This is a genomic window from Pseudomonas tumuqii (assembly GCF_013184545.1).
In the GTDB taxonomy this organism is placed as follows: domain Bacteria; phylum Pseudomonadota; class Gammaproteobacteria; order Pseudomonadales; family Pseudomonadaceae; genus Aquipseudomonas; species Aquipseudomonas tumuqii.
This window is the reverse complement of record NZ_JAAOJA010000002.1, coordinates 547,122-565,544: the sequence shown is the minus strand read 5'-3', so window position 1 is coordinate 565,544 and position 18,423 is coordinate 547,122. Positions and strand designations below refer to the sequence as shown.

Sequence of the window (18,423 nt, the reverse complement as noted above, 5' to 3'; positions counted from 1 at the left end):
GCTGCTTTGCAACCCCTCTTTTTAAGCTAACTTCTTGTTTTACAAGAGGTTTTCCGAGAGGCCTGCGCCGGAAGAGGTGCGCATTATAGGCCCAGCAGAATCCGCGTCAAGGCTTTATTCAGCCTTTAGCGTTATACGCGCAAAAGCCTTCCAAATTCCGGTTAAACAGCCTGGCCAACCGTCCGCCGCCCTATTCACTCTAAACCAGCACTGCAGTTACTGGATAAGACCCGAACTGCCACTCGATACTAGCAATGGAACTCACCACCCAGCGGCTGACAGAATCTAGATCTCTGCGTATTCAAGCATGAGCGGCGGACTGCTCTCATGCACCACGCTATCCGACAAGATCGACCATCGTGTCAAACGCAACAGCTCACCAACCAGACTATTGCGCAACGATGCCTTCCTCCAGTCGCATCTATTCAATAGTCCATTAAAAGCCAGTGATCCAGCAGCCTTGCAGCATTTTGCTCGAAACCTCGGGCGTCGCACCCAAGCACTCTCGCCAGCGCTCGCTTGCACATGCATACGCGCCTATTGAAAGGGCTGGACAATCGCATCTAAGTAATCAAACGCATGATCTACGGGTAACGCGTGGTCTATGGGTTCAGAACTCCGGCTATTTGTTCCTGAAAATCAAGTTCTGCCTTCCCCAGACAATTGCGATAAGTCCAAGCCCCCCGCTGGCGTTACTACTCAGCGGATCCTAGTCGACGTAATGCAATCAGATCTCAGTGATGGCTCTACTGGCAACCGCCGCATCTGGCTGAGCAATGGGTACCGGCAACCCGTCTTCGGCCGCTACCACTTCGCGCACCATATCCCAGTCCAGCCGCAAGCTGCCCAGTTCTTCACGTTTGAGCAATGCGTTGATCACGGCAGCATGTCGGTCGACAATCGAGGACTCACCCGTGTCATCAAGCGGTGCATGCGCCTCCAGATACACCTTGCCGTTGCTCAAGCCAAACTTGTATGGCTCGTTGATGATGCGCACCGGAGTGCCAACCGGCACCATATCGGCCAGTTGCAATACGTTATGGTTAAGCATGCGGAAACAGCCGTGACTGACGCGCATACCGATACCAAACTTCTTGTTCGTGCCATGGATCAGGTAGCCGGGTACCGACAAGCTCATCTTGAAAGGCCCCAGTGGGTTATTCGGCCCTGGCGGCACGTAAGCCGGCAGCGGATCGTCATTGGCAGCATGCTCCTCAAGAATCGACTTCGGAGGGGTCCAGCCCGGATTCGGCGTCTTCGCAGTGATCCGCGCATCGGCCACCGGCGAACTCCAACCCTCACGACCGATCCCCAGCGGATAGGTGTGCACCACGTTCAGCCCTTTCGGGAAGTAATACATGCGGTACTCGGCGAGGTTGATCACAATCCCCTCACGCGGCCCCGAAGGCAGAATAAAGCGCGTGGGCAGGATTATTTCCGTGCCTTCACCAGGCAGCCAGGCATCGACTCCCGGGTTGGCCGCAATCATTTCCAGATAACCCAGATCGTTGGCCACGCCAAGATCGGCAAAGGTGTCTTCGTATTTGGCTTTGACCACCTGCACCTGGCCGACAATATCTTCACCGGGCGGCGGCAAAGGCAGTTCCATGGCAACAGCTGTATTGGCGCCGAACAACGCGCAGACTGACAAGCAACGGGCGACGGCAGGAACGCGCGACAACATCCGGAAATCCTTGACGAAATGGCTGACAATTTAACTCGGCAATTGTACAACGACGCCCATAGGTTGGGAAAATATCCCACGCTGCGGCGCGCGCCCCTCAGAGCGCTCTCTATAACAACGGGAGTTTTTTCATACCTGTTCAGGCCAGAGCGGCCGCTGACCGCGGCGTTGCGCGTCGAGGGTCGTCCGGCACACCGAACACAGGCGCGTGTCGCGCAGCATGGGCTTGTCGAGCTCGCGCCAGAGCGGCTGCGCCGGCAACAATCCGCCACACAAGGTACGATCGGCATAGCCGCCCAGCTCGAACTGACGCGCGACCAGATGCACGCGCACCTCTCGGCAGGCGAACAGGTCAAGCTGCTCGTCCGGCTCGATCAGTTGATAAGCGAACAAGGACCAGGCAGTACGCGGCATCGATGGCTCCTAGGCGGGAGCGCCACATTAGCTGAAAGACCGCTCGCGGAAAAGCCTGTCAAAGCAGCGGCAGCAGGGTCGGCCAGAGGTTTTCCAAGAGTACTGGCTGAGCCGCTACGGCTGGATGAATACCATCGCGCTGCATCATTTCGGGCACACCTCCCACCCCATCAAGAAAGAAGGGGACAAAGGCCACCTGTTTCTCCTCCGCCAAGGTGGCAAACACCTGCGCAAAGGCTGTCGTGTAACGGATACCGTAATTGGGCGGCAGGCGCATCCCTAAAAGCAGTACCTTGGCCCCCGCGTCCTGCGACTGCTCAATCATCGACGCAAGATTCTGTTGCAATTGAGCCGGAGTCTGGCCGCGCAAACCATCGTTGCCGCCCAGCTCCAAAATCACCAGGTTTGGCTGATGCTCGACAAGCAGCCCAGGGAGCCGCGCGGCGCCGCCTGCGCTGGTGTCACCGCTGATCGAGGCATTCACCACCTTGTGTTCAAAACCCTGCTCGGCCAAGCGTTTTTCCAGCAAAGCGACCCAACCCTGACGGGTATCCAGGCCGAAAGCCGCGCTGATACTATCGCCAACGACCAGCACGGTGTCCGCCAGCGCGACCTGTCCCCAGCACAACAGGGTAAAAATCGCACTCATTAACCCTGCACGCATTGGATTCCCCATGAGCTCAAGCATTCTTACCGCCCGCAACCTTAGCAAAGTGGTTGCCAGCGCGGAAGGCGAGTTGACCATACTCCATGACCTGTCCCTAGGGCTGAACAAAGGCGATAGCCTGGCCATTGTCGGCAGCTCGGGCTCGGGCAAGTCGACCCTGCTCGGCCTGCTCGCCGGTCTCGATCTGCCGAGTGGCGGCACTGTCGCCTTGGCCGGGCACAACCTGGGCGCGCTGGACGAAGATCAGCGTGCGCGGGTGCGCGCCGAGCATGTCGGTTTCGTCTTCCAGTCCTTTCAGTTGCTCGACAGCCTCAATGCCCTGGAAAACGTCATGTTGCCGCTGGAGCTGGAAGGCCATGCCGACGCCCGCCAGCGTGCCCGCGCCCTGCTCGAGCGGGTCGGCCTGGGCCAGCGCCTGACCCACTACCCGCGTCAGCTCTCCGGCGGCGAGCAGCAGCGCGTGGCCATTGCCCGCGCCTTTGTGGCCGAGCCCGACGTGCTGTTCGCCGACGAACCCACCGGCAACCTCGACAGCCACACGGGCGAACGCATCAGCGACCTGCTCTTCGAGCTCAACCGGGAGCGCGGCGCGACTCTGGTGCTGGTCACCCACGACGAGCGCCTGGCCCATCGTTGCCAGCGCCTGATCCGCCTCGAAGGCGGCCACTTGGTCGACCACGCGGAACCCTGATGACTCATATGCCGTTTGCTCGACTGCTCTCACTGGCGACCCGCCAACTGCTGCGCGACGCCCGTGCCGGCGAATTGCGCGTGCTGTTTTTCGCCCTGCTGGTGGCAGTCGCCGCCAGTACAGCGATCGGCTACTTCAGCGCGCGGTTGAACGACAGCATGCTGATGCGGGCGACCGAGTTCCTCGGTGCCGACCTGCTGCTCAGCGGTAGTTCGCCCGCCGCGCCGGAACAGATCAACCGTGGCAAACAGCTGGGCCTGGACCATTCCCAAGTGGTCGAGTTCTCCAGCGTGATCGCCAGCGATGCTGGCATCCAACTGGCCAGCGTCAAAGCGGCCGACAGTGCTTACCCCCTGCGCGGCCAGCTGAAAAGCGCCGCTGCACCCTACGCAGCCGAGCAAGCCGGCCCCGGTCCGCAACCCGGTGAGGCCTGGGCCGAGGCACGCTTGTTCGCCGCACTCGAACTGAGCGTCGGCGACACCATCGAGGTCGGCTCGAAAAACCTGATCCTGAGCCGGGTCCTGACCTACGAACCGGATCGTGCCGGCGACTTCTACAGCCTGACCCCGCGCGTGCTGATGCACCTGGATGACCTGGCAGCCACCGGCGTGGTACAGCCCGGTAGCCGGGTGCGTTACCGCGAGTTGTGGCGTGGCACGCCGGAGGCCCTGAGCGCTTACCGCCAGGCAGTCAGCACCAATCTGGCGGCCAACCAGCGCCTCGAAGATGCCCGCGACGGCAATCGGCAAATCGGCAGCGCCCTGGGCCGCGCCGAACGCTACTTGAATCTCGCCAGCCTGGCGGCCGTGCTGCTCGCCGGGGTGGCGGTGGCCCTTTCGGCCGCGCGCTTCGCCGCCAGGCGCTTCGATGCCAGTGCCTTGCTGCGTTGCTTGGGGCTGTCGCGCAACCAGGCGCTGGGCCTGTTCAGCCTGCAACTGGCCCTGCTCGGGCTTGGCGCCAGCCTGATCGGCGCCCTGCTCGGCTGGCTGGCCCAGCATGGCCTGTTCTACCTGCTGCAAGACCTGCTCCCGGCGCAGATCCCGGCGGGCGGTTTATGGCCCGCCCTCGCCGGCATCGCCACCGGCCTGGTCGCCCTCGCTGGCTTCGCCCTGCCCCCCTTGGCGGCCCTCGGCCGAGTGCCGCCGCTACGCGTGCTGCGCCGCGACCTGCTACCCGTGCCCGCCAGCTCCTGGCTGGTGTATGGCGCCGCCCTGTTCGCCCTTGGTCTGATCATGTGGCGCCTGAGTCTGGACCTGCAACTGACCTTCGCCCTGCTCGGCGGTGGCCTGGTCGCCGCCCTGCTGCTCGGCGGCCTGCTCCTGCTCGGTCTGCAAAGCCTGCGCCGTCTGCTGGCCCGTTCTTCACTGCACTGGCGTCTAGGGCTCGGCCAGTTGCTCCGTCACCCCTTGGCCGCCGCCGGACAAGCCCTGGCATTCGGCCTGATCCTGCTGGCCATGGCTTTGATCGCCCTGCTGCGCGGCGAATTGCTCGATACCTGGCAGGATCAATTGCCCGAGCAGGCGCCCAATCATTTCGCCCTGAATGTATTACCGGCCGACAAGGATGCATTCGCCGCGCGCCTGGCCGAACTCTCGCCCCATCCGGCACCGCTCTACCCGGTGGTGCCCGGACGCCTGACCATGATCAATGGCGAGCCAGTACGGCAAATCGTCAGCAAGGAGTCCCAGGGCGAGCGCGCCGTGCGCCGTGACCTCAGCCTGACCTGGGCGGCCGACCTGCCCGAGGGCAATCAGCTGCTCGCCGGCACTTGGTGGGGCGCGTCCACCGCCGACGACTTGCCGGGTGTCTCGGTGGAGTCGGAGCTGGCCGAGAGCCTGCAGCTCAAGCTGGGCGACCGCTTGCGTTTCAATGTCGGAGGCCTCGACCGTGACGCCCGGGTCAACAACCTGCGCGAGGTCGACTGGAACAGCTTCCAGCCCAACTTCTACATGATCTTCGAGCCCGGCACCCTGCAGGATCTGCCGGTCACCTACCTGACCAGCTTCTACCTGCCCGCCCAGCAGGAACGACAGTTGGTCGAACTGTCACGCGCCTTCCCCGCGGTCACCCTGCTGCAAGTCGAGGCCCTGCTCGCGCAACTGCGCAGCATCCTGGCCCAGGTCACCCTGGCCATCGAATTTGTCTTGCTGTTCGTTCTCGCCGCCGGCCTGGCCGTGCTGTTCGCCGGATTGCAGGCCACCCTGGACGAGCGCATTCGCCAGGGCGCCTTGCTCCGCGCGCTGGGTGCCGAGCGCAAATTGCTGGTCAAGGCACGACAGACCGAGTTCGCCCTGCTTGGGGCAATCAGCGGCCTGCTGGCGGCCATCGGCTGCGAACTGATCAGCTTCCTGCTCTATCGCTTCGCCTTCGATCTGGCCTGGCACGCCCACCCCTGGCTATTGCTCCTGCCCGCGATCGGCGCACTGCTGGTAGGTGGCGCAGGCGTGCTCGGTACCCGCCGTGCATTGAATGTCAGCCCGCTGACGGTGCTGCGCGAGGGCTGATAGACTCGCGTTTCATTCGCCACCCAGCAGCCCTATGAGTCGCTATCGCCCACCCCGCTCCGCCGGTACGCCACTGATCACCCCCGAAGGCGAGGCACGCCTGCGCGCCGAATTGCACGAGCTCTGGCACGTACGCCGGCCCCAGGTCACCCAATCGGTCAGTGAAGCGGCGGCGCAAGGTGATCGTTCGGAGAACGCCGAATACACCTATGGCAAGAAAATGCTGCGCGAGATCGACAGTCGCGTGCGCTTTCTCACTAAACGCCTGGAAAGTCTGAAAGTGGTCAGCAGTCGCCCGAGCGATGCCGACAAGGTCTATTTCGGCGCCTGGGTCACCCTCGAAGACGAGGACGGCAACGGGTCACGCTATCGGATCGTCGGCCCGGATGAGCTGGAACTGAAACTCAACCTGATCAGCATCGACTCGCCCCTGGCCCGCGCCCTGATCGGCAAAGCCCTGGATGCCGAGGTCCGGGTGCCAACCCCGACTGGCGAGAAGACCTGGTATGTGATCGCCATCGATTATCCGTAATTGCAGGCGCCGCTCGGGAGGAGATTCAGCGCCGGGTGATCAAGCCCTGCCGGGCGACCCGCGTCAGCTCACGCACGGTGGCATGCAGATGCTCGGCACTGGGTGCTTGCAGCACGGCCATATCGAAGCTATCGCTGGCGAAACGCGCCAGCGCCTGATGGCCATCGACGAAGTGGATCAGAAAGGCACGCGACCCGCCCCAACGCTTGGGCCAGCCGTCGAGATAGCGCAGCAGGGTCGGCTGGTGACTGCCGCCGAGGAGAATTTTCGGGTTGCGCTGGCTCAGCCCGGACGTGATCGGGGCCAAACGAATCAGCGGTTGGGGACAACTCATGCTCATGTCTCCGCCTCATGAATCCCGCCGGGCAGGTGAGAGGCGACACCGAACCAGCGCTTTAGCGGTATTTCGAAGCCTCCGCAGAGTACTTCTCAGAGCCTTGCAATCTGCAAGTGACTCGGCGCCCCGCAAGTAGCTGTTTAAATCGGCGCATGGGCCAGCATCCTAGAGAAGCCTGCGCAATACTGTCAAGACAGCGCCCCGCATGGGAACCGAACAGCATGAAAAACGATGCTCTGCGCCTGTTCTTTGCCCTGGGTTGCCCGCTTGAACTGGCCGAGGCCATCAGCACCTGGCGCAGCAGCCTGCACTTGCACGGCCGCCCGGTCGCCGCGGCCAATCTGCACCTGACCCTGGCCTTTCTCGGCCAGCAGCCGCGTGCCCGCGTTGCGGAGTTGCAAGGCTTGGCGGGCGGATTGCGCGCCAAGGCCTTCGAGCTGCATCTGGATCGCCTCGGACGACATCGCAATGGCCTGTTGTACCTGGCCCCGAGCCACACGCCGGAGGCATTGCTGGAGCTGGTTGAGCGGCTGTGCAGCAACCTGAGCAGCGCCGCAATCCAGCTGGACAACCGACCTTTTCGCGCCCACCTCAGTCTGCTGCGACACTGCCCCATGCAAGCAATCGACGCTGATCCATGCTTCGACTGGCCGGTGACCCGGTTTTCCCTGTTCGCCTCCGAGCAGAGCACCCGGGGCACCCATTATCGGCAGTTGCACACCTGGCCACTGTTGCGCAACGACCTAGGCGCAAGTGGCACCACCTGATAAGCCGCCACCCGCGAGACTTGCACTGCCCTGCGCCCACCCAAATACAGCACAGGAGACCCACTGGTGCCCTGTTGTTCACTTAAGAGAAATGCCGCTTTCCCTTGGCAGGAAAGCGGCATTGTTCTGGATTTGAACCGCAACACGGACGGCGCCCGCGCTGCTTAGCGGTGGTGCTTAACTGGCAATCTGCTTGTCCAGCGACAACTTGCCCGCGCCCTCGACCAGCACCGCCAGGCTTATCGCCATCAAGGCCAAGGCGAATTCATAGCCGTTATTGCTCATGAAGAAGCCGTTGCCCAAATGCACCGTGACAATTGCCACCAGCATGGTCACCGCCAACACTGCCGCCGCCGGGCGCGCCAGCAGGCCGATGACCAGCGCCAGGCCGCCGAAGAACTCGGCACTGCCAGCCAGCGATGCCATCAGATAGCCCGGCGCCAGGCCGATGCTCTCCATCCACTGGCCGGCACCTACCAGGCCAGGGCCACCGAACCAGCCGAACAACTTCTGCGAACCATGCGCAGCGAAGGTCAGGCCAGCGATGATGCGCACTATGGCCAGGCCGTAACCTGCTTGAGTAGCGACGACAGATTTGATCAGAGTGTTCATGGGCAGCAATCCTTGTGTGGAGGGGTTGATGGAGCCAAGACTAAACCAATTATCAGATATTAAAAGCCGATTAATTCGCTAATTAATATCGTATAAACAGATCACTCCCGCGCACTAACCATTGCTTCCTGCGACTCCAGCAAATAACGCTCGCGGTCATAAGCAAGGTAGTACTTGTTCACACTATTTACATAACTGACCACGCCCATCCCGACCTGCTCCATGGCGATCCGCTCGACCTGGAAAAACCACTGATTGGGATTCAGGCCACGCCGGCGAGCCTCGGCGCGCATGCTCTGCACCCGCTGCGGCCCCATGTTGTAGCCTGCCAGGACGAAGGCCATGCGCTCGCGCTCATTGAGCTGCGGGCTGTTGAAGAAGTTGCGTCGAATCATCGCCAGGTACTTGGCACTGGCCTGCACATTGTTATCCAGCACGCCGATATTGCCGACACCGACACTGCGCGCGGCAGCCGGGGTTATCTGCATCAACCCGGTGGCACCACCAACACCTCGCGCAGCCGGATTGAGGGTGGATTCCTTGAATGCCAGCGCGGCCAGGGTCAGCCAATCGAAGCCCTGCTGCGCGGCATGCCGTTGCAGTACCGGGCGCACCTTCTCCAGACGTTGACGCTCGGTTCGCCCAAGCGGGTAATGCACCTTGTAGAGGCGCCGATAGATCCGCTGAAATGCGCCATCCAGATCGGCCGGAGCGCGATAGGCCGCCAGGAAACGGTCGACACTGGCGCCGAGCATCGACGCTTCACGACGCAGGTACCAGCGCATGTCACCGTCCTTGGCCAGCACCAGGTGCGACTCCAGGCGCAACTTGGGCATGACCTTGGCCCAGCGCTCGGCAATCGGCTGCTCCACCGCGGTGACACTGAAGATCCCGGCCTGCACCATTTCCAGTACATCCTCGACGGCCAGGCTGGGGTCGACCCACTCGATGATGATCGGCGGCCGCTTGGCCTGCAGCAGCTTCCGGTTGAGCGCCTGCACGGCAAGGCCCGCTGCGCTACCCGCCGCCAAGGCCAGGCTACGCCCGGACATCTGCTCGAGACTCTGATAGCGTCGATCGCCCTGCCGCGCCACTATGATCAAGGGGACATTGCTGCGGATCGCCGCACTGGCGCTGACACTGCTGCCACCGCGCACGTTGAGCAACTCTCCCGGCGCGACAAGATCGCCTTCGCCGCGTTGCAAGGCCGCGAGCAGTTGGTCCTTGGCCTTGGGAATGATCTTCAGCTTGAGCGCGCGGCCATCGCGGGCATTACGATTGAGATACTGCTCGAATGCACGCAGGCGGTGGTATTCCACCCCGATGCTCTGGCCTTTGATTTCACCGGAGCTATTACGGCTCTGGTTGACCAGCACACGCAGTTCACCGCTGCTACGAATACTCGCCAGATCACGCGCCTGGCTCGGCTGCCGCACTTCCGGCGGCCCAGCCACACGTGCAGCGGCCGACAACGGCAGCAACAGCAAAAGGCAGAATATAAGCAGCGGGCGCGACATCGAGTCTCCACGGCAAGGGCGGCCACCAGGCGTCATTGGCCGAGTGAGAGTACCGCAGCGCTCGCCAAGTTCCAGGAATGCGTGGGGCGCGGAGATTCGCACAGCTCGCTTCCGGATACCAGCCAGATGATCTATTCAACATTACAAAGCCACTATAAGAGGCTGTAATTTATGGATTTATTTAAAACAAAAAAGCTCTGTTATGCTGCCAACCCCAGCCCATAGGTCGCACCATGCAACTCATCGACATAGGCGTCAACCTGACTCATCCAAGCCTCGCCGAACAGCGTGAAGCCCTGCTCGCCCGTGCCTACGCCGCCGGTGTCTGCCAGATGCTGCTGACCGGTAGCAGCCTCGAACAAAGCGAACAGGCCCTGGAACTGTGCCGTCAGCTGGATGAAAACGGCCAGCGCCTGTTCAGCACCGCCGGCATCCATCCGCACGACGCCAGCAGCTGGAACAGCGACAGCGCCAGCCAGCTGCAGGCCTTGCTGCGTGAGCCGCAGGTGCGCGCCGTGGGTGAGTGCGGGCTCGACTTCAATCGTGATTTTTCGCCGCGCCCACAACAGGAAAAAGTACTCGAAGAACACCTGGCCCTGGCCGTCGACCTGCGAATGCCGGTTTTCCTCCATGAACGTGACGCCGACCAGCGCCTGCTGGAGATCCTTCGCGACTACCGTGACCGCTTGCCGGCGGCGGTGGTGCACTGCTTCACCGGAGAAAAGCGTGCCCTGTTCAACTACCTCGACCTCGACCTGCACATCGGCATCACTGGCTGGATTTGCGACGAGCGCCGCGGCACCCACCTGCACCCGCTGGTGCGGGAAATTCCGGTCGGCCGGCTGATGCTGGAAACCGATTCACCGTTTCTGCTGCCGCGCAGCCTGCGCCCGAAACCGAAAAACGGCCGCAACGAACCGGCCTTCCTGGTCGAAGTGCTCCGAGAGGTGGCGCTGCACCGCAACGAAAGCCTGGAGACCCTGGCGGCGCACAGCAGCGCCTGCGCCCGGCAGTTCTTCAGCCTGCCTGTGGTTGCCGAGACAGCCGTCGAGAGCGACTACGACTGAAGGACTCTCGGGCTTGCCAGGTGCAGCGCTGCGCCGTCAACGTCAAGCAACCTCCTGCGAGCAACGGCTGGAGTCCGCGCAACATTTAGCTAGCCGCAACAGTGCTTTTTCTAAAGTCCGCACCAGAGCGGTCGTTAACATGGACGAAGCGTCCTGTTGATGAAGATCAACAGGCACATTGCAGTTTCGCGAGACAGTAGTGGCACTTTGCCAATTGCGTTCACCGTTATCGGAAGAAGACATCCTATGGGCTCTTGGGTTCGCGACCTTTCACTCAAATACAAGTTCTGGGCCGTCAACGCCGTGGCCTTCGTCACCACCTTGCTGCTGGTGCTGTACGCCCTGCAACTGGAACAGCAGGTCCGCGTCGACGCGGCCAAAAGCGCTGCGCAAGCGCAGGCCAAACTCCTCAGTGCCTGGCCGGCAGGTCAGCCGCTGCCTGGCGGCGCGCAGCTGCTGGCGTTTGCCGATGGCCAGACACCGCCGCTGGCCAACAACCAGGGCGCCAGCCTGAGCCGCGCGCGCGGCTGGGTAGCCCTGGAGCATGACCCGCTGTCGACCCAGGATGGCTTGATCGGCGCCGAGGTCATCGACCTCGGCCAGGGCCAGCGCCTCGCCGTACTGGCCCACGCGCCCAGCCTGATGCAGGTGATCGCCGAGCGCGCACTGAGCTATGCGCTGGTTGTCGCCCTGTTGATGCTGGTCCTGCTGGCGGCCTCGCAACTGCTGATCCACTTCCTGCTGAGCCACCTCAACACCCTCAAGGATGTGATGCTGCAGGTAGAAAAAAGCGGCGACCTGGCGGCACGCGTGCCGCTCGACTGCCGTGATGAAGTTGGCCAGATGGCCACGGCCTTCAATGCCATGCAAGCCGGCTACCAACGCGTGGTCGGCATCGTTGCGCAGACCGCCGCCCGTCTGGACGAAGGCGCCGAGCGCATGGCCCTGAGCATGCGAGACGTGCGCCAGGGCATGCTCGACCAGCAAAGCGAGACCGAACAGGCCGCCACCGCGATCAACGAGATGTCCACCACGGTCCACCATATCGCCCAGCACACGGCAGATACCCGCGACCAGTCAAAAAACGCCGAGCAACTGGCCGGTTCCGGTCAGAAAGTGGTCGACCGTGTCGGCCAGTCGATCGCAGGATTGTCCAGCGGCGTGCAACAGACCGCGCAAATGATCCAGCAACTGGCCGTCGACAGTCAGAAAATCAGCACCGTCGTCAGTGAGATTCACGGCATTGCCGAACAGACCAACCTGCTCGCCCTCAACGCCGCCATCGAAGCCGCCCGCGCCGGCGAAATGGGCCGCGGCTTTGCGGTAGTGGCCGACGAGGTGCGCAATCTGGCCAAACGCGTGCAGGTCTCAACCGATGAAATCACCCTGATGATTTCCTCCCTGCAAAGCGGCACCCGTGATGCCGTCGAGTTCATGCAGGAAAGCTCACTCAAGGCCGATGACTGCGTGCAACAGGCCCACGAAGCAGGCCAGGCACTGGTCGCCATCACCGGCTCGGTGGCACAGATGCGCGAGAGCAACACCCAGATTGCAGTGGCCGCCGAGCAGCAGAGCCAGGTGGCCGAAGAAATGAACCGCTCCATCGTGAGCATTCGCGACGTCACCGAACAGACGGTGCAGCAAACCACAGGCTCCGCCACCACCAGCTCCGAGCTGGCGGCCTTGGCCGGCGAGCTGAACAGGGCCATCCGCCAGCTCAAGCTGTAACAGCAGGAACAGGGTGGAAACGCGACAAGACTGCGTAGCCGGATAAACCGCGCCACGCGCTGCAATCCGGGAATCGGCTCTAGATTGCGCTGGCGCTCGGGCAGGCTAGGGTGCTTGTTGCTGGTTAACCGAACACCGTGACCGTCTGCCGGCTGATCGCCAGCAACTCCCCGCGCGGACTCCACAAGGCGGCGGCGATATGCCCGTAGCCGTCACGGGCATGCTCGATCTGCGCGCGGTAGAGGCACCAGTCGAGGGTATTCAGCTCGGTAACCGGCTGGACAAACTCGATGGTCCAGGTCAACGAGCTGCCCGGAGCCGGGGCTCGCAGGTGCGGCAGTACCGCCGGCGGCCAGGCATCGACCAGGGCCAGCAGGTGCGCCTCGCTAACCTGCTGCACCTCGCCCCCCTCGCGCAAGCGCACCCAGCCGCCCATTTCCCGCGAGGGGTTGTTGCTGAAGGGCATGCCGCCGATGCCCCAGCGCATGGCCAGGAAGCGAGTGAACTCCGGGGTCACATTGCGTACATAGGCAAGTTCCTCGCAGTCCTCGACTGGCTTGATCTGCGGTGCTGGCTCAGCCACAACCGTGATCGCCGACTCGCGCGCCGCGCCGAAACTGCCCTGCACCAGGGTCACCACCTGGCCGTCCTGCACCGCGCGGCCCAGCACCTGGCTGACCGCCTTGCCTTCACGCAGCACCTCGACCTGGAAACTCACCGGCACATCAGGCGCGGCCGGGCCGACGAAGGTGATCGCCAGCGAACGCGGCGGCCGCCCCGCAGGAACGTGGGCGCGCATGGCTTCATACACCAGCGCCGCCATCAGACCACCGAAACTGGCCCGTCCCTGCGCCCAGGCAGACGGGATCACCACGGCCTGCGGATTGGCGCGAACGGCCTGGAGCAACTCGGAAAAATCCATAACCACCTCAAGACATCAATAGCAGGTGATCTTAGGGGAAATCCACGGCGGGGCGAAACGGCGTTTCGGCCAATTGACGCGGGCAAACGGCGTGTCGAGTGCAGAGCGCCGCCCTTCCCTCGCTACGGACGGCCAAGTCCGACCGCCTGCTGGGTCGAGACAAAGTCCTCCTGCAGCGCCAGCAAGGCCTGGTCGGCCCTCTCCTCGGCTGTCTGCAATGCCGTGCGCCAGGTGTCGACGCAAGCGGCAAGATCCGCTTCCTGCTCGGCCCGCTGCAGCCACTGCAACAGATCATGCCAATCGCCCAGCGCCGACTGCGCCGCCTTCAGGCGCGCCAGGGGCTGGGCCGATAATCCGCTCAGCTGCGGGTAGGCCTCGGCGCCGTAGCGCACGCGCTTGATCAACAAGCGCAGGCGATGGCGATCATGCGCCGGGTCGGCCAGGGCTTCGCCCAGGCGTCGTTGCTGCTTGGCCAGGCGACGCTTGACCTGCTTGCGCAAGCCGCGCAGCTCAGCGTCGGTCGCAGCGTGGCGCCACAATTGCGGCCACTGGTCCAGCGCCGCAAACAGCGCCGGCAGCGCGTCGTCAGCCAACAGTGCCGCATACCCTTCCAGCAAACGCGACTGACGCAGATCGACCGCATCGCGCATGCCCAGCCCCTGCAAATGGGCGAGCAGCACTTCGAGATCACGCAGCGGTCCGCTGATACGCCCAAGCTCGGCCGCCTGTTGCTGCAGCGCGTCACACGCGGGCACGCCACGCAACGGCCGCAGCAGGCTGCGCAGCTTGCGCAGGGCAATGCGCAGATCGTGCAGGGCTTCTGGATCGGTCGCCGCCAGCAAACGCTCGCGACAGGCATACAGGGTGATCTGCAGGCGCAGAACCTGCTGCAACTCACCCTCGATAAAACGCCCCATGGGATCTTCCTTCCCGCCTGCTAGAACTGCCAGCTTAGCAGCGCAGGATGGCCCGAGCGGTTTTCCGTTCGCAGCGTAGGCTTCGGTCGGCTATCCGTTCGCAGCGCAACGACAGCTCGCAGATCGTCAACGCCAGGGCAATGCCCGGCGCAATTCCCTCAGATGTGCGCGCAGCAATGCCGGAGCGGGCTCGTCTCCGGCATAGCGCTGCGCCTCGAAGGCTGCCGCGAAGGTAACAATGGCCTGCGCCTGGGCTGGCAGGGCCAGCGCCGCGCGCTCGGCATAGGCGCGCGCACCTTCGCCCGGCTGGCGCGGCCCGGCATACCGCGCCAGCAAGCGCTCGAAACGCTGGAACAGGCGCGGCAGGGGGTCACGCGCGCGCTGCCAGGGCTTGAATAGCCAGAGCGCCAGCAGCCCCAGCAGCAGGCCACCACCGCCCACCAGGCCGAATGCCAGGACTCGGGCATCGATACGCCCGAACCAGCGTTGCAGCAACTCCAGCTGCTGCGCGCCCTGATAGCCGAGCACCAGGCGCTGCCAGCCATGGTTGAGGTTGTCCCAGCCCAGGCGCAGCTGGTTCAGCCAAGTCAGCTGGCGGTAACGCAACGGCGAGAAGGGCGAGCCTTCGAGAAAGCTCTGCTCGTCGACCAGCGCCTCCTCCAGGCCCAGCTCGATACGTTCCGGGGCCACCTGGAAGGTCGGATCGACACTCACCCAGCCCTGGCCTGCCTGCCAGTATTCGACCCAGGCGTGGGCATCGAACTGACGCACCTGGACGTAGTCGCCGCCGGGGTTGTACTCGCCACCCTGGTAGCCGGCCACCACCCGCGCCGGGATACCGGCCGCGCGCAGGACGAAGGTCATGGCGCCGGCGTAATGGGCGCAGAAACCGTTGCGGCTGTCGAAGAGGAACTCATCGATGCTGTTCACCCCCAACCGTGGCGGGCGCAAGGTATAGCCGAAGGGCTCGCGGTTGAAATGGCCGAGCAGGGCCTGCACCAACTGCTCGGGCTGCGGATATTGCCGCTTGAGTTCGGCGCCCCAGGCGCGGCTGCGTGGATCGCCGTCCTCCGGCAGTTGCAGGGCGCGGCGCAGGCTGTCGCTGGAAGCCGCCGGCTCACGCACTGCCGCCGGCCAGGAGGTCACCTGGTAGAGCAAGGTGCGTTCGACCGGCCGCCCGCGCTGCAGGCGGTAATCGCTCATCTGCCGGGTGTTTTCGAGGCTGGTTTCGGCGACGTCCAGGGCGAACAGCCAGGACTGCGAACTGGGTTGCATGACGATGCTGTAGCGCAGCGGCTCACCCCGTTTCTCCCAGGCCGGTGCCAGCGGCAACTGGGCGAAGGCGGACTGCGACCAGCGCCGGCCGTCGAAGTGCTCGAAGGTCAACGCCCGCCAGTAGAGTTGCTCGCGAGGCGGCACCGCGCCGGTGAAACTGGCGCGAAAGGCCAACCCGCCCGAGCGGCTCAACTCGGCGATATCCGCCGGCGCCATGCTCTCGGCCAAGCCGCTGACCGCGCGCTCACTCGGCAGCGGCAGTGACCACAGCGGCCCCAGGCGCGGGAAGAAAACGAACAGCAACAGCATCAGGGGCACGGCCTGCAGCAGCAAGCCGGCAGCCAGCCGTGCGGTGGCCCAGGGCTGCGCGGCGACGCCGCCCTGCTGCAGGCCGATCAGGGCCGCCAGCAGGGCGGTGACCGGCAACAGGCTGAACAGCGCGGCGAGCAGGCTGTCGTCGAACAGATAGGCGCTGACCACCACGAAGAAACCGAGAAAGATCACCACCAGGGCATCGCGGCGCGTGCGCATTTCCAGCAGCTTGAGGATGAAGGCGGCGACCAGCAACACGACCCCGGCATCCAGGCCGATCAGGCTGCCGCGGGAAAGCAACACGCCGGCGGCCGTGCCGAGCAGCAAGCCGGCCTTGACCCAGGCATTCGGATAACCGGCGCGCATGCGCAGGATCTGGATGCGCCAGGCCGCGCAACCCAGCCACAAGCCGACAATCCACAGCGGCAGATGGCTCAGGTGCGGCACGATCACCAGCGCCTGGGCGACCAGCAACCAGGTCAGGCTGATCCGCGGAATCTCCGCCCGCCTGCTCACGCCGGCGTTCCGAACAGTGCCAGGGCGCGCAGGCAGGCATCGCGATGCTGCTCGCCGCTGGCGGGCGCCAGCACCTGGCCCGGCAAGCGCAAGGCAAAGGGCTGCTGGCGCTCGGACAGTTGCAGCACCCAATAACAGAGCAGCGACAGGCGCAGCTCGACATCGCCCGCCAGCGCCGCGAAATCCAGCCACGGCTCGCGTCCGCTGAGCGCGGCGAAGTCCTTGACCAACAGGCCCTGGCCGCGGGAATAGGCCTTCCAGTGCAGACGTCGTTTGGAGTCGCCGGGCTGGTAACGCTTCAGCCCCTGGAAATCCTCGCTGCCCGGACCGTAGGCGCGCGTGCCCGGCTCGTCCAGCTCGTCGTCAGCGCCTGCGGCCAGCGGCAACTCGCCCGCAAGCGGCTGCGGATAGACCAGCAGCGTCTGATCGAGGTCGACCCAGCTCCAGGCCACCAGGATTCCCAGCGGGAAACGACTCTCGACCCGCAAGCGCCCCGGCCGCAGCCAGCCGCGGCGCAATGCCTGCAGGCTCAGCTCGCACTCGCTGACGCCCTGCGCCGGCACATCCAGAGTCTGGTACGCCGTGTTCGGCCAGCCTAGGGCGATCGCCTGGTGCGCCCGCGCGCTGCTTTCCAGACGCAGGCGAAACTGCCCCTGTTCGCCGACGAACACCGACCTTGCCCCAGCGGCCTTGAGCACCAGACCCGCCAGGTTACGGTAGGTGTGCAGGATGGCGACGATAAACAGCGACGCCAGCAGAAACGTCAGGGCATAGGCCAGGCTGTTCTGGTAATTGATCGCGGTCAGCAGCATCAGCAGCAGCGCCAGGGCAAATGCCACCCCGACCCGGGTTGGCACGATGAAGATCCGCCGCTGGGTCAGGCGCACGCTGGCGGCGGGGGGAATCCGCCGGGCCAGCCAGCGTTGCCAGCGCTGTTTGAGCAGTTGCCTCAAAGCGCCGGCACCTCGCGCAGCAACCACTGCACCAGCGCGCCGCCGCCATGCCCGGTCGGATCGCTGCGCTCGCGCAGGCGATGACCGACCACCGCCGGCAACACCGCCTGCACATCCTCGGGAATCACGTAATCGCGGCCGGCGAGAAAGGCCCAGGCGCGGGCGGCGGCGAGCAAGGCCAGGCTCGCCCGCGGCGACAGGCCCCAGGCGAACTGCGGCTGGCTGCGGGTGGCATCGACCAGGCGCAGCACATAGTCGATCAGCGCATCGCTGGCACGCACCCTGGGCACTTCGGCCTGGATCAGCGCCAGCTCGGCATGGTCGAGAATGGCCTCCAGGCGCGGCAGCAACGAGCGCCGCGAATCGCCGAGGAGCAGGGCCTTTTCAGCGGCCTTGGCCGGGTAACCGAGCGACAGGCGCATGAGGAAGCGATCGAGCTGCGACTCGGGCAAGGCGAAGGTGCCGCCCTGGCTCACCGGGTTCTGCGTGGCGATGACGAAGAACGGATCCGGCAGCGGCCGGGTCGCGCCCTCGATGGTCACCTGGCCCTCCTCCATGGCTTCGAGCAGCGCACTCTGGCTTTTCGGCGTGGCCCGATTGATCTCGTCGGCCAGCACCAGCTCGGCGAAGATCGGCCCGGGGTGGAAGAGGAACTGCCCGCTTTCCCGCTCGAACACCGAGGTGCCGAGGATATCGCCGGGCAGCAGGTCGGAGGTGAACTGGATGCGCTGAAAGCTCAGGCCCAGGACCCTAGCCAGCGCGTGGCTGAGGGTGGTCTTGCCCATGCCCGGCAAGTCTTCGATCAGCAGATGGCCGCGGGCCAACAGGCAGGCCAGGGCCAGGCGCACCTGCGGCTCCTTGCCCAGCAGCACCTGATTCACCGCGTCCAGGCAGGCATTCAGTCTTGTGCGCATCGTTCGCTCCGAGGTTGTGAACATATCGAGCGCCGTCGCGAGGCCGCCTCCAGGCGTTCGCGGCAAGGCGCGCCACGTGAAAAGTGGGGGAGTT

General features: G+C 64.2%; 17 protein-coding genes. 6 read left to right on the top strand and 11 right to left on the bottom strand.

What is annotated here, in order from left to right:
• Positions 1 to 727: 727 nt before the first annotated feature.
• The 3 genes from G9C89_RS06475 to G9C89_RS06465 all read right to left on the bottom strand — a co-directional run bounded on the left by G9C89_RS06475 (position 728) and on the right by G9C89_RS06465 (position 2,762).
• Positions 728 to 1,684 carry a L,D-transpeptidase family protein gene (locus G9C89_RS06475; RefSeq protein ID WP_172146367.1) on the bottom strand — a complete coding sequence of 319 codons (957 nt, stop codon included), beginning with the start codon at positions 1,682 to 1,684 and terminating at the stop codon, positions 728 to 730.
• 129 nt (positions 1,685 to 1,813) lie between these two features.
• The gene (locus G9C89_RS06470; protein WP_172146364.1) at positions 1,814 to 2,098 is read right to left on the bottom strand and encodes a hypothetical protein; all 285 of its coding nucleotides are present in this window, start codon (positions 2,096 to 2,098) and stop codon (positions 1,814 to 1,816) included.
• Between the two features lie 58 nt (positions 2,099 to 2,156).
• A complete protein-coding gene (locus G9C89_RS06465; RefSeq protein WP_172146361.1) occupies positions 2,157 to 2,762 on the bottom strand; it encodes an arylesterase in 606 nt (201 codons plus the stop codon).
• A gap of 10 nt (positions 2,763 to 2,772) precedes the next feature.
• Between G9C89_RS06465 and G9C89_RS06460 the strand changes: the two genes are divergently transcribed.
• Genes G9C89_RS06460 through greB form a run of 3 tightly spaced genes read left to right on the top strand, consistent with a single transcriptional unit; the run spans position 2,773 to position 6,492 of the window.
• Positions 2,773 to 3,456 (top strand): ABC transporter ATP-binding protein, encoded by a 684-nt coding sequence (locus G9C89_RS06460; RefSeq protein ID WP_172146358.1) that lies wholly within the window; start codon positions 2,773 to 2,775, stop codon positions 3,454 to 3,456.
• Positions 3,456 to 5,960, top strand: a complete 2,505-nt coding sequence (locus G9C89_RS06455; RefSeq protein WP_172146355.1) for an ABC transporter permease — start codon at positions 3,456 to 3,458, stop codon at positions 5,958 to 5,960. The genes G9C89_RS06460 and G9C89_RS06455 overlap by 1 nt, the downstream gene beginning before the upstream one ends.
• Before the next feature lie 34 nt (positions 5,961 to 5,994).
• Positions 5,995 to 6,492, top strand: a complete 498-nt coding sequence (gene greB / locus G9C89_RS06450) for a transcription elongation factor GreB (RefSeq protein ID WP_172146352.1) — start codon at positions 5,995 to 5,997, stop codon at positions 6,490 to 6,492.
• Between the two features lie 25 nt (positions 6,493 to 6,517).
• Here greB and G9C89_RS06445 read toward each other — a convergent pair whose 3' ends face one another.
• Positions 6,518 to 6,826 carry a class I SAM-dependent methyltransferase gene (locus tag G9C89_RS06445; protein ID WP_172146349.1) on the bottom strand — a complete coding sequence of 103 codons (309 nt, stop codon included), beginning with the start codon at positions 6,824 to 6,826 and terminating at the stop codon, positions 6,518 to 6,520.
• 224 nt (positions 6,827 to 7,050) lie between these two features.
• Here G9C89_RS06445 and thpR point away from each other — a divergent pair, with 224 nt between their 5' ends.
• Entirely contained in the window at positions 7,051 to 7,596 is a 546-nt protein-coding gene (thpR, locus tag G9C89_RS06440) for an RNA 2',3'-cyclic phosphodiesterase (RefSeq protein ID WP_172146346.1), read from the top strand.
• Between the two features lie 177 nt (positions 7,597 to 7,773).
• On the opposite strand, the gene G9C89_RS06435 is transcribed toward thpR, so the two are convergent.
• Together G9C89_RS06435 and G9C89_RS06430 are read right to left on the bottom strand one after the other, a co-directional pair.
• Positions 7,774 to 8,208: a DoxX family protein gene (locus G9C89_RS06435; RefSeq protein WP_172146343.1), complete on the bottom strand. Its 435-nt coding sequence runs from the start codon at positions 8,206 to 8,208 to the stop codon at positions 7,774 to 7,776.
• Positions 8,209 to 8,309: 101 nt separating this feature from the next.
• Positions 8,310 to 9,725: an MltF family protein gene (locus G9C89_RS06430; protein ID WP_172146340.1), complete on the bottom strand. Its 1,416-nt coding sequence runs from the start codon at positions 9,723 to 9,725 to the stop codon at positions 8,310 to 8,312.
• A 233-nt stretch (positions 9,726 to 9,958) separates the two neighbouring features.
• Between G9C89_RS06430 and G9C89_RS06425 the strand changes: the two genes are divergently transcribed.
• Together G9C89_RS06425 and G9C89_RS06420 are read left to right on the top strand one after the other, a co-directional pair.
• Positions 9,959 to 10,792 carry a TatD family hydrolase gene (locus G9C89_RS06425; RefSeq protein ID WP_172146337.1) on the top strand — a complete coding sequence of 278 codons (834 nt, stop codon included), beginning with the start codon at positions 9,959 to 9,961 and terminating at the stop codon, positions 10,790 to 10,792.
• Between the two features lie 246 nt (positions 10,793 to 11,038).
• The gene (locus G9C89_RS06420; protein WP_172146334.1) at positions 11,039 to 12,520 is read left to right on the top strand and encodes a methyl-accepting chemotaxis protein; all 1,482 of its coding nucleotides are present in this window, start codon (positions 11,039 to 11,041) and stop codon (positions 12,518 to 12,520) included.
• Between the two features lie 124 nt (positions 12,521 to 12,644).
• On the opposite strand, the gene G9C89_RS06415 is transcribed toward G9C89_RS06420, so the two are convergent.
• The 5 genes from G9C89_RS06415 to G9C89_RS06395 all read right to left on the bottom strand — a co-directional run bounded on the left by G9C89_RS06415 (position 12,645) and on the right by G9C89_RS06395 (position 18,329).
• On the bottom strand, positions 12,645 to 13,442 hold the full coding sequence (locus G9C89_RS06415) for an acyl-CoA thioesterase (protein ID WP_172146331.1): 798 nt from the start codon (positions 13,440 to 13,442) through the stop codon (positions 12,645 to 12,647).
• A 122-nt stretch (positions 13,443 to 13,564) separates the two neighbouring features.
• On the bottom strand, positions 13,565 to 14,359 hold the full coding sequence (locus G9C89_RS06410; RefSeq protein ID WP_172146328.1) for a CHAD domain-containing protein: 795 nt from the start codon (positions 14,357 to 14,359) through the stop codon (positions 13,565 to 13,567).
• A gap of 126 nt (positions 14,360 to 14,485) precedes the next feature.
• Complete coding sequence (locus G9C89_RS06405; RefSeq protein WP_172146325.1) at positions 14,486 to 16,462, bottom strand: transglutaminase TgpA family protein; 1,977 nt, start codon at positions 16,460 to 16,462, stop codon at positions 14,486 to 14,488.
• Complete coding sequence (locus G9C89_RS06400) at positions 16,459 to 17,415, bottom strand: DUF58 domain-containing protein (RefSeq protein ID WP_172146322.1); 957 nt, start codon at positions 17,413 to 17,415, stop codon at positions 16,459 to 16,461. The genes G9C89_RS06405 and G9C89_RS06400 overlap by 4 nt, the downstream gene beginning before the upstream one ends.
• On the bottom strand, positions 17,412 to 18,329 hold the full coding sequence (locus G9C89_RS06395; protein ID WP_172146319.1) for an AAA family ATPase: 918 nt from the start codon (positions 18,327 to 18,329) through the stop codon (positions 17,412 to 17,414). The genes G9C89_RS06400 and G9C89_RS06395 overlap by 4 nt, the downstream gene beginning before the upstream one ends.
• Between the last annotated feature and the right edge of the window lie 94 nt (positions 18,330 to 18,423).